Consider the following 15,484-nt stretch of genomic DNA (forward strand, 5'->3'; position numbering starts at 1 on the left):
GAAGATGGAACGGTGAAGCACCTGCACTCCGGCAAGGTACGCGACCTCTACGAGACCCCCGACGGGCTGCTGCTGATGGTCGCGTCCGACCGCATCTCGGCCTTCGACTACGTGCTCGAACCCGGCATCCCCGACAAGGGGGAGATCCTCACCCGGCTGTCGCTGTGGTGGTTCGAGCAGCTCAAGGACGTGGTTCCCCACCACGTGGTCTCGACCGACGTCCCGGCGGAGTTCGCCGGCCGCGGAGTGCTGTGCCGCAGGCTGCGGATGGTGCCGGTGGAGTGCGTGGCCCGCGGCTACCTCACCGGTTCCGGTCTGGTGGACTACCGCCGGGAGGGCGTCGTCTCCGGCGTGCGGCTCCCGGAGGGGCTCACCGACGGGTCCCGGCTGCCCGAGCCGATCTTCACACCGTCGTCCAAGGCCCCCATGGGCGAGCACGACGAACCCATGACGTACGAGGAGGTCGCGGCGGAGGTGGGCGAGGACGTGGCCGAGCGGCTGCGCCGGATCACCCTCGACGTCTACAGCCGCGGGGCCGAGATCGCTTTGGAACGTGGCATCATCCTGGCCGACACGAAGATCGAGCTGGGCTGGGACGCCGACGGCGTGCTGACCCTGGGCGACGAGGTGCTGACGCCCGACTCCTCCCGCTTCTGGCCCCTCGACCAGTGGGAGCCGGGCCGCTCCCAGCCGTCGTTCGACAAGCAGTTCGTCAGGGACTGGCTGCTGTCCCCCGAGTCGGGCTGGGACAGGTCGTCGGGAGAGGCGCCCCCGCCGCTGCCCGACGAGATCGTCGAGCGCACCCGCAGCCGTTACGTCGAGGCGTACGAGCGGCTGACCGGCGAGCACTTCCGCGGCTGAATCACACAGGTCACACAAGTAGTCTCAAGTGACTCGTTCCCCCCTGCGTTCTGGGGGTAGTTCCTCCCCGAAGCTCCCGGAACAGCGGCTACTCTAGGCCGATCGTCCTCGCCGACAACCCGGCTGCCGGCTGACGGGAGTCCCCCACCCTTCCCCCGAAATAGGAGCAATTCATGGTCCGTTACCGCGTGCGCGGTGGCAACGTACTGCGTGGAACCGCCTTCATCCAGGGCGCGAAGAACGCCGTACTGCCCATGATCGGGGCGGCGCTGCTCGCGGCCGAGGGCCGCACGGTGCTCCGCAACGTGCCCGTCATCGAGGACGTGCGCCGGGCGGTCGAGCTCGCCCAGGCCGTGGGCGCGAAGGTGGAGTTCCACGAGAGCGAGCGGACGCTCGTCATCGACGCCTCCCGCCTGACCAGCCCGGTCCTGCCCGCGGAGATCGCCCGCCGGTTCCGGGGATCGGTGCTGTTCGTCCCCGCGCTGCTCCACCGCCTCGGTGAGGCGATCATCGAGGGCATCGGCGGATGCAACCTCGGCAGCCGCAACCTCGACTTCCACTACCTGGGCTACAAGCGCCTCGGCGCGATGGTGGACGAGGGCGAGTCCGTCATCCACATCAAGGCGGGCGGCCTGATCGGCGCCCCGCTCTACCTCGACACCCCGTCGCACACCGGCACCGAGAACCTGATCATGGCCGCCGCGCTGGCGCGGGGCACCACCATCATCGAGAACGCCGCCCTCGAACCCGAGGTGCTCGACGTCATCACGATGCTGACCCGGATGGGCGCGCGCATTCGCGGCGGCGGCACGGGCTTCATCACCGTCGAGGGCGTGGACGAGCTGACCGCGGTGGAGCACACGGTCATGCCCGACCGGCTCGACGCCGGCGTGTTCGCGATGGCCTCGGCGATCACCGGAGGCGAGGTCAGCCTGGTCGGCGCCTCCCTCGAACACCTCGGCGTGGTCCGGTGGAAGCTGGAGCAGATGGGCGTCGAGTTCGAGAACCACGGCGCGGTGCTCCAGGTCCGCCGCAACCGCCCGCTGCGCCCGATCAACGTCATCACCGACACCTATCCCGGCTTCGCGACCGACCTGCAGTCGCCGCTCATGACCGTGGCCTGCCTCGCCGAAGGCTCCAGCTACATCCACGAGCGCATCTTCGACGGCCGCTTCGCGCTCGCGGGCGAGCTGAACAAGATGGGGGCGAACGTCGAGGTCGAGGACAGCCGGGCGGTCGTGCACGGCCCGACGCCGTTGCGCGGCGCCGAGGTGACGGCGCACGATCTGCGGTCGGGAATCGCGCTCGTGCTCGCCGGTCTCGCGGCGGAGGGCGAGACCACGATCGGGTCCGGATATCTCATCGACCGCGGTCACGCCGCGCTCGCGCAGCGTATGCAGTCACTCGGCGCAGATGTGGTGCGTGAAATTTCCACTTCGGACGAGGTCTGAGTCCGGAAACCTTTACTAATGCCCTGACCAGCGGGGACCTTCCGATTTACGGAACAGCCGGGACCACCCAGAATGGTATTCCGGCGAATCTGGGCGTGACATTACGGCCTTAACCAGCGATCGTTCCAAAGAGAAGCCACAACAAACGAGGGCGACGTGGGATGGGACGAACATTGGTCGAGCGCACGGAAGACACTCCGCGCGGGTCACGTCTGGGCACGGTGACACCCGACCTCACCATTGGTGTGGTGGGGTCGCACGATCTGGTCGAACGGGTGATGCTCATGGGGCACTCGGCTGCCCCGGTGCCCTGCCGGCTGGTCGCGGCCGCGTACCGAGATGAACAGGAGGCGGCTGACAAGGTGACCCGGCTCGGTCCGGGTGTGGACGCGTGCCTGTTCGCGAGTCCGGTGCCTTTCGAACTCGCCCGCCGGGCCGGCGTGCTGACGATGCCCGCCACGCACGTGCAGCTCGGCGGGGCCGCGCTCGTGGCGGCCATCGCGCGGGCCTCGCTGGACGAGCGGATCGATCCGCGCCGGGTCAGCCTCGACGTGCTCGGGCGGCCGGACATCGACGAGGCGTACATGGACCTCAACCTCTCCTCGGGTGAGGTCCACAGCCGTGACGAGCCGGGCCCGGTCGGCACGATCACGGCCTTTCACGAGCGGCTGTTCCGCCAAGGGGCCACGACGGGCGCTCTCACGTGCGTCCAGGGTGTGTCCGACCGGCTGACCGCAGCCGGGGTGCCGGTGGTGCCGATCCGGCCGACCTCCGCGGCCGTCCGTACGGCACTGCACACGGCGTCGCTGCTCGGCGCCCGTCACCGGCTGGAGGAGTCGCAGCTCACGGTCGTGCTGGTCGAGGTGCCGACACTGCGCGAGCCGGTGCGGCGGGCAGCGCCGCGCTACTGGCGCGACGAGCTGCGGCTGTCACTGCACCGCCTGCTGGTGCAGGAGGCCAACCGGATCAACGCGAGCGTGTGGCCGATCGACGACCACAGCTATCTCGTGGTGGCGACGAAGGGCTCCATCGCGACGGCCACGGACGGGTTCCGCGTGCTGCCGTTCGCCGCGCGGATCCGCGAGGAGCTGGGTCTGGCCGTCGAGGTGGGTGTGGGGATGGGCCGCACCACGCACGAGGCCGAGACGCACGCGAGGGGCGCGCTCGCCCGCACCCAGGGCGGCAAGCAGCCGCAGGGCTTCGCGGTCGACCGGGAGGGGCGCGCGCTGGTGCCACCGCCCCGGATGCCGCCCCAGCCGGGCGGACCGGTCAAGCCCAAGGGGGTCGAGGTGCTGGCGCGCCTGGCCGCCAAGCTGGAGGGCGGGGACACGGTCGTGGACGCGGAGGGCGCCGGGCGCATGCTCGGGGTGACCCCGCGGACGGCCAGGCGGTTGCTGCGCACGCTGGTTGACGAGGGACTCGCGTGGCCGCTTCCGCCCAACCGCACTCCTCAGCCGGGCCGGCCGCGGCAGCTCTACCGCCTGATCGTGGAGAAGCTGAACCGGTAATCACCGTACAGAAGCGACGGTCTATTGTCATGACCCATGGAACGAAACGGTCATGACACTCGGGTATGGCTGGCCTTGGCGGCCGTGTACGTGGTGTGGGGCTCGACGTATCTCGGCATCGCGATCGCCATCCAGACCCTTCCGCCCATGACGAGTGGTGGACTCCGTTTCGTCGCGGCGGCGCTGGTTCTCGGCACGGTCCTGCTCGTCAGGGCCGTGCCCTTCCGCATGCGGTGGAGAGAGTTCGGGAGCGCCGCGCTGGTGGGGCTCCTGCTCCTCGCCGGAGGCAACGGCATGGTCGCCGTGGCCGAGCAGCACATCTCCAGCGGCCTGGCCGCGCTGCTCGTCGCCTCGACCCCGCTGTGGCTGATCGTGCTCAGAACGGCCTTCCGGGACCGGCCGCACCTGCTGACGCTGGCCGGCGTGCTGGTGGGCTTCGCCGGAGTCGCCTTCCTCTCGCTCCGGGGCGGCGGCGCGTCCGGCAGCGGAGCGGGCATCACCGTGGTGCTGCTGGGCTCGCTGTCGTGGTCGGTGGGATCGTTCCTCTCCCCGCGCATCCCGATGCCGGCCAACCCCTTCGTGGCCAGCACGGTCGAGATGGCGGTGGGCGGCGTCGCCCTGCTGGTCATGGGGCTCGTGCAGGGCGAGCGGCTGCACGTCGGCGCGGTGAGCTGGCAGTCGTGGACGGCCCTGGCCTACCTGGTGCTGGTGGGCTCACTGGTGGGCTTCACGTCGTACATCTGGCTGCTCGGCCATGCCCCGATCTCGCTCGTGTCCACCTACGCGTACGTGAACCCGGTGGTGGCGGTGCTCCTCGGGATGGCGGTTCTGTCGGAGCCGGTCACCGCGGCCATGCTCGTGGCGGGAGCCCTGATCGTGGTGGGGGTCGCGCTGGTGGTGTCCACCGAACGCCGCGGCCGGACCGCGCCGCCGCCGGAGGAGGAGACCGCCGCGGTCCCAGGGCGCGTCACGGCGTCCCGGCCGACCACCGAACCGTGAAATCGGACCGGTTCGATGGAGCGCGCGGGCGAAACCGGTAATTCGAGGCCGTGACCGAATCAGGCGCTTGATTCCGCTGCGATCCGCCAATCATCCCGCGATATTCGAAGGGGAAAGGCGACGACGTCTCGCGGGGACGCAGAGCGGGCGACTCCGCGGGCGGCCGCCCGCGGAATTCGCCGAGATCCACTGCCGTCACCCCCGCGCCAAGATCACGACAGAATCCGGATGGGATTCACCGGTGCTGCCTAAGTGAGTGCTTCAGCCTGAAAGATGGCGAGAAGTACCACTTCTTGTGCGCGTCGCCACGGTCGGCGTCGAGGCGTCAGAGCACTATGCGCTGCGCGTCGCGGAATGAGACGTCCTTCAGGAAGCGTGCCGGAACGCCTCGGCGGCGGCGAGGAAGACATCGTTGGCCTCGCGGTCGCCGATGGAGATCCGGGCCCCCTCCCCGTCGAACGGACGCACCGCGACGCCCGCGGCCGCGCACTTCGCGGCGAACTCCATCGTGCGCTCGCCGAGGCGCAGCCAGACGAAGTTGGCCTCGGTGGGCGGGACGGTCCAGCCCTGCGACAGCAGCGACTCCCTGACGCGGGAGCGCTCCTTGATCACGGTCTCGACCCGCTCCTGCAACTCGTCCTCGGCCTGCAGGGACGCGATCGCGGCGGCCTGGGCGAGGTGGTTGACCGCGAAGGGCAGCAGCGTCTTGCGGACCGCGGCGGCCACCGGCTCCTGGCCGATCAGGTAGCCGACCCGCAGCCCCGCCAGGCCGTACGCCTTGGAGAACGTGCGCAGGACGGCGACGTTGGGTCGCTCGCGGTAGAGCGTGAGGCCGTCCGGCACGTCCGCGTCCCTGACGTACTCCCGGTAGGCCTCGTCGAGGACGACGGTGACGTTCTCGGGCACGCGGTCGAGGAACCGGGTGAGCTCGTCGGCCCGGTTCACCGTCCCGGTCGGGTTGTTGGGATTGCACACGAAGACCAGGCGCGTCGCCGGCGTGATGGCGTCGGCCATGGCGTCGAGGTCGTGCGTCTCGTCGCGCAGCGGCACCTCGACCGCGTTGGCGCCCGAGAGGCCGACCAGCAGCGGATATGCCTCGAACGAGCGCCAGGCGTACATCACGTCGGCGCCGGGCTCGCCGACCGCCTCCAGGATCTGCTGGGCGACCGCCACCGATCCGGCGCCCAGCGCGACGTGGTCGTACGGCACGCCGAACCGCTCGGCGAGCGTCTCGGTGAGCCGGACCGCGCCGGGATCGGGATAGCGGTGAACCTCTGTGGCCGCCCGCGCGATCGCCTCCACCACCGACGGCAGGGGTCCGAAGGGGCTCTCGTTGGAGGACAGTTTGTATGACCGGCCGTCCGGGGAGACCACGGCCTTGCCCGGCTTGTAGGCCGGCATGGTGTCGAGGATCGAGCGGAATCGAGACATGTCCTAACGATAGGAGATCCGCCTGGCCGGGCGGCACCCCGCACGCCCCCTGTGGACGACCGGGCGGCCCCGCCCCTACTCGTAGTAGGCGTAGAGCACCTTCCAGGTGCCGGCGTACTGGCAGTTGAGGGACGGCTTGGCGGCCTTGCGCTCAGAGCAGGTCTTGAGCTCGACCACGCCGACGTTCTTGGCGGTGAAGGCGAACTTCTTCTTCGCGCCGAAGGAGCAGGTGCGGTAGTTGCGGTAGGCCAGGTGCGGCTTGTTGGCGGCGTCGAAGTAGCTGACGCGGAACAGGGCCCAGCCGCAGGTGGACGGCTTGTGGGTCAGGCTGGTGACGCTGCCGGCGACCTTGACGTACGGCGCGGGCAGGCTCAGGTTGTCCTTGGCCGCGGCTGTCAGGGAGCCGCTCACCTTGGCCTTCGACCCGGCCGCGTAGTAGGGGCCCCAGGACTTGGAAGAAGAGGCCTGGGCCGCCGTCGCGGTGGCGAGCGGGGCGAGGGCCAGAATGCCGGCCGCGATCGTGATGCCTGCCAGGGAGCGGGTGAGGGTCATGGCGGGGTCCTTTCCTCTGTTGTTGCGGACAGCTTGTCCCGGGGCGCTTTCAAGCCCCTTGACGTCCGCTGTACCTCCCTGGCGGGCCGGAGATCTCACTTCCGGGCTCGAAGGCAAGCACTAAGATCCACCGGCATGTGGCGGAAAGCAAGAATCGTGATGGCCGGCGCCTGCGCGGCCGGTGTGTGCGTCGTCCCCACCGCGACCGGACCCGCGACCGCCGCGACCACCGAGACCGCGATCGCAAAGGCCGCACCTGCCAAGACCGCGACCGCCAAGACCGCGACCACCGGGACGGTGGCCGCGAAGGCCGCGACCCCGGCCGGGGTGAAGAAGAAGCCCTACTGCGCCCGCTACAAGTGCATCGCCCTCACCTTCGACGACGGCCCGTGGCCCTATACCCCGGCGCTGCTCGACACGCTGAAGAAGCACAGGGCGAAGGCCACCTTCTTCCTGCTCGGCAGGAAGGTGGCCAACCGTCCCGAGCTCACCCGGCGGATCCACGAGGAGGGGCACGACATCGGCAACCACACCTGGACCCACCCCTCGCTCACCGAACTGTCCGACGGTGAGGTGTTCGAAGAGGTCTCAAGCACCTCGAACATCATCAACCAGACGATCGGTGAGACGCCCGACTACATGCGCCCGCCGAACGGGGCGACCAACTCCAGGGTCGCGAGTCTCATGGCCGATCTGGGGCTGCCGCAGATCCTGTGGACGGGGTCCACGCTCGACTGGCAGGCCCGCGACACCAAGGTGATCGCCCAGCGCACGCTGAAGCTCGCCAGGCGCAACGGCGTGATCCTGCTGCACGACATCGTCCCCGAGACGGTCAAGGCCATGCCCGGCGTGCTCACCGCACTGGAGAAGCGGCACTACAAGTTCGTCACGCTGACGACCCTGCTGCAGGGCCGCACACTGCGCCCCGGCGAGGTCTACCCGCCCCGCGGCAGGTAACCGGCCCCCGGTGTCGGCTCCGCGTGCGGAGCCGACGCCCCCGGCGGCAGGGGCACCGGCAGAGACGCCGGCGGGGGCACTGCCGGCACCGGCAGAGAGGCCGGCGGGGGCACCGCCGGAACCGGCGGGGACACTGCCGGCACCGGCGGTGCCATCGGGGACACGGCAGAGGCGACCGCCGTCTCCGTCAGGGGGACGCGGCCCGCGTCTGCCGTGAGTGAGCGGTCCAGGGCCGCCCGCATCCGGGGCTGCAGGGGCCGCTCGACCAGCCGGTGCACGCCGTACGCGACCACGAGCGCGGCGGCCACGGCCAGCGGGAGCGTGAGGCGGTTGCCCAGCGCCGGGTGCAGCCACCGGATCACCAGGAACCCGATGTGGTGGTGGAAGAGGTAAAGCGGATAGGTCAGCGCGCCGAGGAAGGTGAGCCACCGCCAGTCGATCCGATCGAACGCGCCGACCGCCACGAGGACCATCACCAGGAAGATCAGCGAGATCACGCCCACCACGAGCGCCGAGCCCAGCGCCTGCCCATATCTGCGGACCACCGGTGATCCCTCGCTCAGCGCCGTGTAGAGCCCGAGGATCCAGCCCACGCCCACGAACAGCCAGGGGAACAGCGACCCGCCGAAGCGGTGCACGAGAAACAGGGCCATCCCCGCGATGAAGTACGGCGCGCTGAACGGGACGAGCACCACCTGCAGCAGGTCGGCGTCCACCCGATCCGCGATCGCCAGCAGCAGCACCCACGCCCCCATGAACGCCAGGCACCGGCGGTAGGTGATCCCCACGGCCGCGAGGCAGGCGATGAGGGCGTAGAAGACCAGTTCCTGCCACAGCGTCCAGTAGACGACCTCCAGGTCGCGTACGGCGAAGCCGTGCTGAAGCATCGTCACGTTGGCCAGCAGTTCGGTGAGGCTCGGCCGGTGATCGGTGGTCAGCCCGAAGACGGCCAGGCCGCCCAGGACGAGCACGCTCGCCCAGTACGCCGGGAACAGCCGGGCGATCCGCGACGCCGTGAAGTGGCCCGGCGTGCGGCCCCAGGCGCTCATCAGGATCACGAATCCGCTGATCAGGAAGAACAGGCGCACGCCGTACACGCCGAACACGGTCGCCGTGCTCAGCGTGGGAAAGGCGTGGGACGTGCCCCAGGCGCGCGTCTCGCCGAAATGGAAAAGGACGACGCCGAGAGCCGCGCAGAACCGCAGAAGGTCGAGCACGCGCAGCCGGGACGGGCCAGGAGGGATGGCCGGCGCATCGGTGATGCGGGGGGCCGCAGCCAGCATAGGCCGGAATATATCCTGAAAGATTCCTGTGAGCCGGACATTCACCCAGCGCTGGTTGTGGAGCATGCGCCCGCGCCCACCCGCCCCGCCGGGCGCGGCCGGGCGGGCACACAGGCCGGTCGGGCAGGCAAGCCGGTCAGGAACGGGCCGGTCAGGAACGGGCCGGTCAGGAACGGGCCGGTCAGGAACGGGCCGGTCAGGAACAGACCGGCCAGGAACAGACTGGTCAGGTATTGCAGGCCGGTCAGGTGCGCAGCATGGGCGGGTGCAGCAGCACGGCGGGGCCCCGGCGGTAGAGCATGGCGGGACGGCCGCCGTCCCGCGTCGTGGTACGCCCGGTGGACACGAGGAAGCCCTCCGTCTTGGTGACCTTCCTGTGAAAGTTACGCGGGTCGAGCGGACGTCCCCAGACGATCTCGTAGACGCGGCGCAGCTCCGCGACGGTGAACTCGGCCGGGCAGAAAGCGGCGCCGAGCGAGGTGTATTCGAGCTTGCCCCTGGCCCGCTCCACGCCGTCGAGCATGATCCTGCGGTGGTCGAAGGCCATCTGCGTCAGCTCGGCCACCGGCTGCCAGCTCATGTGGGCCTCGGTGGACGCGGGCAGGTCGGGGGCGAGGCCCAGGTAGGCCACGCTGACGACCCGCTGGCGCGGATCGCGGTCCGGGTAGCCGTAGGTCTGGAGTTGCTCCAGGTGGACCGGCGCCCCGGGAAGGCCGGCCCGTTCGGCAAGCACGCGGGCCGCCGCGGCGGGGAGGTCCTCCTCCAGCTTGATGAAACCGCCGGAAAGCGCCCACCGGCCCTCGTACGGCGGCCGGTCGCGCCGCCAGACGAGAGCACTGAGCTGCTGGGACCTGACGGTGAGCACGACAAGATCCACGCTGACGGGGATACGCGGGATCATGCGCAGCACGCTACAGGACGCGGGCCGCGACTCGGGCCGTCCGGAGTCGGCCGGTCCGGCCCCTCGCGGGAGCGTCACCACCGCTCCACACCCCCGTAACCGGGACAGGCGTCCCCGGACGTCGCCCGGCACACCACCTATCGACACACCACCTATCGACACACCACGATCGGGACAGCACCGGCCCGATGCCGGGCGGCCTGCACAGCACGCCCGGCACAGCATGATCGGCACAGCACAGCGCAGCACAGCACGGCGCGGCACGCCCGGCATGGCACGGCCGATGCCGGGCGACGCACCGCCGGGAACGTCAGAACGCCTGCGCGGGCTTGACGTAGGTCACACGGAGGTTCAGGTAGGCCGCCGCGCCGTAGTCGTGGCCGCGTACGGCGAGCAGGTTGCAGCAGTCGAGGTAGGTCGCGGGCACCACGACGTCGATCGCCCCGGCGGCGCACTTGCCGCTCTTGGCGCTCTGCACGAGGTGGCCGTTGAAGTAGACCTGCGCGTCGTTGTCCACCGTGCCCTGGATGCGCACCGCCTGCGCGTCCCGCGGCAGGTGCAGCCAGTGGCGCACCAGGATGTCGGTGTTGACCGCCCACGGGGTCTTGACGTTCGTCTGGTTGTTCCACGAGCAGGTTCCGTTGGTGGTGCCGAAGCCCGCCTGCCCCCGCTGCCAGGCGCTGTCGTCGAATCCCGGCTCGGCGAAGCCCGCCACCTGGGTCGTGGCGGGCACCTGGAGGTAGGCCCAGCCCGTGCTGTTGTAGTCGAGCGCGGTGACGACGTTCGCACGCCCGCTCGCGGCCTGGGCGGTGGCCGCGGGGACGGCCAGGGCCATCGCGGCCACCAGCGCGCCCGCCGCGAGACCGGCGGGCAGGTGACGAAGTCGGTTCATGGGGCGGTCTCCTTGTCGATCGTCGAGTGCCCTGTGGGGAGGACATCTCGATGCCGGCGTGGACGGGGTCAACCGTCGCTCCGCCTTCGGCGGCGGGGCAGGCATAGGAGATCAGCGGGCGGGGCCGGCCACGCACGCGCCCCGCCGCGGCCTTGTCCGGTCCTTGTCCGCTCCTTGCGCGCACATTGCCGGGCCGTGCTCATCGCGCGCCTCCGGCACGGACCCACCGCAGCGCCTGCGGGCCGTGCTCATCGCGCACCTCGGCGCGGCAGGGGGACGGGCCGGGGAACCGGCCGGCTCGGCCGGAAGGCGGTCAGCCGGTGTTGTGGTAGTAGACCGGCTCGGCGGACTTCCTCCCGTCGGCGGAGGTCACCTCCACCTTTATCCAGACGTCGTCGGGGACCGTGGCCCAGTCCACCGGGATCCAGATCTTCTCCGTGCCCGCCGGCAGCCCCTGGATCGGTGTGGTGTCGTGCCAGCCGACCGTGGCCGAGTCGACGACCCGCGGCGTGTCCAGGCCCGGCCAGCTCAGCGTGACCTTGGCCGAGCCGACGTGGTAGCCGCGCACCTCCAGGCCGTCCTGGATCTGCCGCGCGCGCCGCTGCGCCTCGATCGGGATCGGGCGGTCCCAGTCCGCCGCGATCTCCTGCGACAGCGACGGCGAGCCACAGGTGAAGAAGTCGCTCCACATGTACGAGATGATCTTCGACACGTACGGCGCGGCGAGCGTCACCTGCGTGTCCAGCCTGGGCTTGTCGGTACGCCCGCGAGTGCCCTGGCGGCCGCAGTTCTCCGTCGAGGTGGACGGCTCGAACGCCTCGACGTTGGCCCACAAGTCCACCTGGACGCCCTCCTGGACCAGCTCCTGACGGGCCTGCGACATCGCGCGGTAGTAGTCGCGGGTGCTGCCGTAGTAGGCCGTGGCGTACGTGCTCTCCCCGACGACCGGCTTGAGGCTGTCGTCTACCGGCTTGTTCTTCCAGTTGGGCCAGAACAGGCCGACCTTGCCCGTGCCCCGGCCGTCCTGCGGCGCGATGATCTCCACTCCGGTGCGCGCGAGGGCCTTGAAGCCCCGGGCCACCTGGCTGGGCGTGGAGGTGTACTTCACCCGTCTGCGGCTGTCGATGTACGGGCTCACCAGGATCGGCTTGTCGGGCAGTTCCTGTTCGACGATCAGGTGCTGCTCGGCGTACACCTGGAGCGTCTGGACCTTGCTCGGGTCGGGCCAGTCCCGCAACTGCAGCTCGAACGGCTGGTAGACGCCGCCCAGCGACTCGCGGCCCTTGAAGCGGTCACCGTAGTCCTGCAGGATCCGCCGGGTCAGCGTGGTGAGCGTGCCGATGTGGCGGGGGTCGGCCCGGGTGGACTCCTCGGGGTCGCGCGGCGCGAGCGGCAGGGCGGGAAAGACCTTGATGCCGAACCGGTCGCCGAGGTCGAGCAGTTCGCTGAGGCTGTCCTTGGCGCCCGCCGACACGAGGATCAGGTGGTAGCCGCGCCCCTCGCGGGTGAAGTCGCACGTGGGGTCGTCTGAGCCGTCCTCGGGCGCGAGGAGCCGGAAGAAGACGTCGTCCCCCACGACGACCTCGTGCTCCATCTGCGGGCAGCGGAAGATGCCGGGGCCGAACCGCTCGTCGGTGCGGTAGACGTACGTCCTCGTGATGCTGTTGCCCGCGTTGGCCGCCTGAAGCTCCTTTTCCGCCGCCTTCATGCAGGACAGCCCGTTCTCGACGCAGCGGGCGTACCTGGCGTCGGGCTTGGGCTCCTTGCCCTCGGGAGTCGACGCCTCAAGGACCTGGCCCTCGTCGTCGGTCTCGCGCGCCGACAGGCCGAAGCCGAGGCGGACGACCGTGTCCCCTCCGAGGCGGTGGATGGCCTGCAGCTGGCTCCGCCAGGTGCAGGGATCTGAGGTCGGGATCAGCCAGTAGCCGCTCACGGCGTACGGCGTGGTCGCCGCGGTGTCGAAGGTCCCGCAGGGGTCGGTGAACTCGCTGTGCGTCGGCGACCCGATCACGGGAGTCGAGGGGGCGGTCTGCCCGGCGCTGGCGTTCCCGGAGCCCATGCTCCCGTCGCGGAACACGATCACCACCGATGCGACGCCGGCGAGAATCGCCACGCCCAGGACCAGAGTGAGCCAGCGCACTTTCAGGACACTACCGCCCGTCGTTCAAATGATCTTGCCGCCCCAGACTACCCGGATGTGCGCGCTGCCGGGCCGGTGTCGCGAGCCGCCCGCCGTAGTGTTCACCGCGCGTTCAGCTCCTGAGCGGTCAGCTCTTGACGCCCGCCCACGCCTCTAACTGGGTGACGAACCGGCGTGCGGAGTTGGGCCAGTGGTGGTTCGCCCGCGCGGCGGCGTAGCCGCGCCCACCGGTGCCGATCCGCTCGAAGGGGTTGTCCCTGAGCTGGAGCACCGCCCGCGCCACCGCCTGGGGGTTCTGCCAGGGGACGACCAGGCCGCACTGGTAGCGCTCCACGAGCTCCACGGCGCGCGGCGAGGGGGTGGTGATGACCGGGATGCCGTGCGCCATGTACTCCACGATCTTCGTGGGCATCGAGTGGCGGTAGTTGGGCTCGTCGTGCAGCAGCGACAGCCCGGCGAGCGCGCCGTCGAGCCGCTTGAGCGCCTCGTCGTTCGGCATGAAGTCGCGCCACTCCAGCACGCCCTGGGCGACGGCCTCGTTCAGCAGGGGGCGGCTCTGGGGGTCGGCGTAGCCGATGAGCTCCACGGCCACCCGGTGCGGCTGGAGCAGGCGGGCCACCTCGACGGCCTCCTGGACTCCCCGGGCCTCCGAGAGCCAGCCGAGGTAGACGACGCGGTCGTCGCCGGGCGGGCTGACCCGGTCGGGCACCCATGTCTCGTTCGGCACCACGAGGTGCTGCTGCCTGAACCGGCCCGCGTACGCCGTCTCGGCCAGCAGCAGGTGCAGCCGGCGCTCGGCGGTGGTTTCGAGGAGCCGGGCGAGGAAGCGCATCGGCGGGCGCAGGAACGCCGGCAGCCACGGCTTGAGCGACAGCGTCGCGGGGGTGTCCTCGTGGACGTCCCAGACGACCGGCGGGCGACGGCGCACCCCGGCGACCGCGAACAGCAGCTCGGGGTCGTGGATAAGGGCCAGGTCGACCTTGCCGCGCATGCTCTTGAAGAGCTTGCGGGCCGCCCGCACCGCCGCCAGGCGGCGTCGCTCGGCGGCCCTGGGGAGATCCACACCCGTCACCCACGAACGCGGCACGACTCCCCGCGCCGAGTACGGCGCGGCGTACGTGACCTCATGACCGGCGTCGACGAGCGCCCGAATCTGCCGGTGCAGGATCCGGGCGTCCTCGGGGTGATGCACCACCGTCATGACGAGCACGTGCACGCGCGAAACCCTTCCTACAACCGCTCGACGCGTTCGCTCGTGGCCAGCACGCCGCGAGTGTCCAGGACGAGAGGGGCTCGCTCCTCCACGACATCGAGGTCGAAGGCCGAATGCTGCTGGAGCAGGACCACCACGTCGGCGGCGGCCACGGCCTCGGCCAAGTCCTCCTCGCGGGGGATCTGCGTGCCCTCGACCGCCCACTCCTTCACGTACGGATCGCAGAAGGACAGGTCGGCGCCCAGTTCCAGGAGCGCCTCGGCCACGGGGATGGCCGGTGTCTCCCGCTCGTCGGCGATGTCCGGCTTGTACGTCACACCGAGGAGCAGCACGCGCGAGCCGTTCACGGGCTTGCGGGCCCGGTTGAGCAGCCGCTGCACGCGGGCCACCACGTACGACGGCATCCGCTCGTTGATCTCCTGGGCCAGCTCCACGAACCGGAAGGGATAGCCGAGCTTGCGCACCGTGTAGGACAGGTACGACGGGTCGACGGGGATGCAGTGCCCGCCGACGCCGGGGCCCGGCAGGAACTTCTGGAAGCCGAAGGGCTTGGTGGAGGCGGCCTCTATGGCCTCCCACAGGTTCACGCCGAGCTCGTCGCAGAAGATCGCCATCTCGTTGACCAGGGCGATGTTGACGTGCCGGTAGGTGTTCTCCAGCAGCTTGGCCATCTCCGCCTCGCGGGTGCCGCTGACCGGCACGACCCGCTCGACGAACTGCGCGTAGAAGGCGGCGGCCCGCTCCTTGCATGCGGGGGTGAATCCGCCGACGACCTTGGGGGTGTTGCGCAGGCCGAACTTGGGGTTGCCCGGGTCGATCCGCTCCGGCGAGAACGCCAGGTGGAAGTCCTCGCCGGCCACCAGGCCGGACTGCTCCAGGATCGGCCGCGCCAGCTCGTCCGTGGTGCCGGGCCACGTGGTGGACTCCAGCACGACGAGCGTGCCCGCCTGGAGGTGCTCCGCGACGGTCCGGGTGGCGCCCTCGACAGCCGACAGGTCCGGACGGTGGTCCTCGTCCAGAGGCGTCGGGACGCAGATGACGATCGTGCGCGACCTCGCCAGCACGGACGCGTCCAGCGTGGCGGTGAAGCCGCCGGTGAGCATCGCGTCGAGGTCGGCGTCGGTCAGGTCGTCGATGTAGGAGCGGCCGGCGTTCAGTGCCTCGACCTTGCGGGGGTCGACGTCCAGACCGGCTACTCGCAGGCCCGCCGCCGTGGCCTCCTTGGCCAGCGGCATGCCCACGTATCCCAGCCCGATGATCGTGAGATCGAAGGCTGTCACGATGCGGCCTTGGGCG

13 protein-coding genes are annotated in these 15,484 nt (G+C 70.4%); 5 read left to right on the top strand and 8 right to left on the bottom strand.

Translation table 11 applies throughout. The annotated features are described in order from the left end of the window. Positions 1–12 precede the first annotated feature (12 nt). The 4 genes from ACGFIB_RS07095 to ACGFIB_RS07110 all read left to right on the top strand — a co-directional run bounded on the left by ACGFIB_RS07095 (position 13) and on the right by ACGFIB_RS07110 (position 4,819). Positions 13–861 carry a phosphoribosylaminoimidazolesuccinocarboxamide synthase gene (locus ACGFIB_RS07095; protein ID WP_393369200.1) on the top strand — a complete coding sequence of 283 codons (849 nt, stop codon included), beginning with the start codon at positions 13–15 and terminating at the stop codon, positions 859–861. Between the two features lie 173 nt (positions 862–1,034). Next, positions 1,035–2,312, top strand: a complete 1,278-nt coding sequence (murA, locus tag ACGFIB_RS07100; protein WP_142567784.1) for a UDP-N-acetylglucosamine 1-carboxyvinyltransferase — start codon at positions 1,035–1,037, stop codon at positions 2,310–2,312. A gap of 263 nt (positions 2,313–2,575) precedes the next feature. Then, the gene (locus tag ACGFIB_RS07105) at positions 2,576–3,820 is read left to right on the top strand and encodes a transcriptional regulator (RefSeq protein WP_167748113.1); all 1,245 of its coding nucleotides are present in this window, start codon (positions 2,576–2,578) and stop codon (positions 3,818–3,820) included. A gap of 36 nt (positions 3,821–3,856) precedes the next feature. Beyond that, positions 3,857–4,819 (top strand): EamA family transporter, encoded by a 963-nt coding sequence (locus ACGFIB_RS07110; protein WP_142567785.1) that lies wholly within the window; start codon positions 3,857–3,859, stop codon positions 4,817–4,819. 366 nt (positions 4,820–5,185) lie between these two features. Here the strand turns inward: ACGFIB_RS07110 and hisC are convergent, their stop codons facing one another. Then, a complete protein-coding gene (gene hisC, locus ACGFIB_RS07115; protein ID WP_357241598.1) occupies positions 5,186–6,250 on the bottom strand; it encodes a histidinol-phosphate transaminase in 1,065 nt (354 codons plus the stop codon). A 75-nt stretch (positions 6,251–6,325) separates the two neighbouring features. Beyond that, the gene (locus ACGFIB_RS07120; RefSeq protein ID WP_357241595.1) at positions 6,326–6,802 is read right to left on the bottom strand and encodes a hypothetical protein; all 477 of its coding nucleotides are present in this window, start codon (positions 6,800–6,802) and stop codon (positions 6,326–6,328) included. 135 nt (positions 6,803–6,937) lie between these two features. Between ACGFIB_RS07120 and ACGFIB_RS07125 the strand changes: the two genes are divergently transcribed. Continuing rightward, entirely contained in the window at positions 6,938–7,759 is an 822-nt protein-coding gene (locus ACGFIB_RS07125; protein WP_393369204.1) for a polysaccharide deacetylase family protein, read from the top strand. On the opposite strand, the gene ACGFIB_RS07130 is transcribed toward ACGFIB_RS07125, so the two are convergent. The 6 genes from ACGFIB_RS07130 to ACGFIB_RS07155 all read right to left on the bottom strand — a co-directional run bounded on the left by ACGFIB_RS07130 (position 7,738) and on the right by ACGFIB_RS07155 (position 15,468). Beyond that, entirely contained in the window at positions 7,738–9,042 is a 1,305-nt protein-coding gene (locus tag ACGFIB_RS07130) for an acyltransferase family protein (RefSeq protein WP_393369206.1), read from the bottom strand. The two genes, ACGFIB_RS07125 and ACGFIB_RS07130, sit on opposite strands and share 22 nt — an antisense overlap. A 244-nt stretch (positions 9,043–9,286) precedes the next feature. Beyond that, a complete protein-coding gene (locus ACGFIB_RS07135; protein WP_142567797.1) occupies positions 9,287–9,943 on the bottom strand; it encodes an NUDIX hydrolase in 657 nt (218 codons plus the stop codon). 310 nt (positions 9,944–10,253) lie between these two features. Continuing rightward, positions 10,254–10,835 (bottom strand): hypothetical protein, encoded by a 582-nt coding sequence (locus ACGFIB_RS07140; RefSeq protein ID WP_393369209.1) that lies wholly within the window; start codon positions 10,833–10,835, stop codon positions 10,254–10,256. A 313-nt stretch (positions 10,836–11,148) separates the two neighbouring features. Next, positions 11,149–12,975 carry a DUF4434 domain-containing protein gene (locus tag ACGFIB_RS07145; RefSeq protein WP_357241583.1) on the bottom strand — a complete coding sequence of 609 codons (1,827 nt, stop codon included), beginning with the start codon at positions 12,973–12,975 and terminating at the stop codon, positions 11,149–11,151. Positions 12,976–13,102: 127 nt separating this feature from the next. Further along, entirely contained in the window at positions 13,103–14,191 is a 1,089-nt protein-coding gene (locus ACGFIB_RS07150; protein ID WP_189104858.1) for a glycosyltransferase, read from the bottom strand. Between the two features lie 14 nt (positions 14,192–14,205). Beyond that, positions 14,206–15,468 (bottom strand): nucleotide sugar dehydrogenase, encoded by a 1,263-nt coding sequence (locus ACGFIB_RS07155; protein WP_142567800.1) that lies wholly within the window; start codon positions 15,466–15,468, stop codon positions 14,206–14,208. Between the last annotated feature and the right edge of the window lie 16 nt (positions 15,469–15,484).

It is taken from the genome of Microbispora bryophytorum, assembly GCF_043197435.1.
GTDB classification, from domain to species: Bacteria; Actinomycetota; Actinomycetes; order Streptosporangiales; family Streptosporangiaceae; genus Microbispora; species Microbispora bryophytorum.

Coding starts and splice junctions, on each gene's coding strand:
- murA (WP_142567784.1), top strand. CDS start 1,035: ATGGTCCGTTACCGCGTGCGCGGTGGCAACGTACTGCGTGGAACCGCC.
- ACGFIB_RS07110 (WP_142567785.1), top strand. CDS start 3,857: ATGGAACGAAACGGTCATGACACTCGGGTATGGCTGGCCTTGGCGGCC.
- hisC (WP_357241598.1), bottom strand. CDS start 6,250: ATGTCTCGATTCCGCTCGATCCTCGACACCATGCCGGCCTACAAGCCG.
- ACGFIB_RS07120 (WP_357241595.1), bottom strand. CDS start 6,802: ATGACCCTCACCCGCTCCCTGGCAGGCATCACGATCGCGGCCGGCATT.
- ACGFIB_RS07125 (WP_393369204.1), top strand. CDS start 6,938: ATGTGGCGGAAAGCAAGAATCGTGATGGCCGGCGCCTGCGCGGCCGGT.
- ACGFIB_RS07130 (WP_393369206.1), bottom strand. CDS start 9,042: ATGCTGGCTGCGGCCCCCCGCATCACCGATGCGCCGGCCATCCCTCCT.
- ACGFIB_RS07135 (WP_142567797.1), bottom strand. CDS start 9,943: ATGATCCCGCGTATCCCCGTCAGCGTGGATCTTGTCGTGCTCACCGTC.
- ACGFIB_RS07140 (WP_393369209.1), bottom strand. CDS start 10,835: ATGAACCGACTTCGTCACCTGCCCGCCGGTCTCGCGGCGGGCGCGCTG.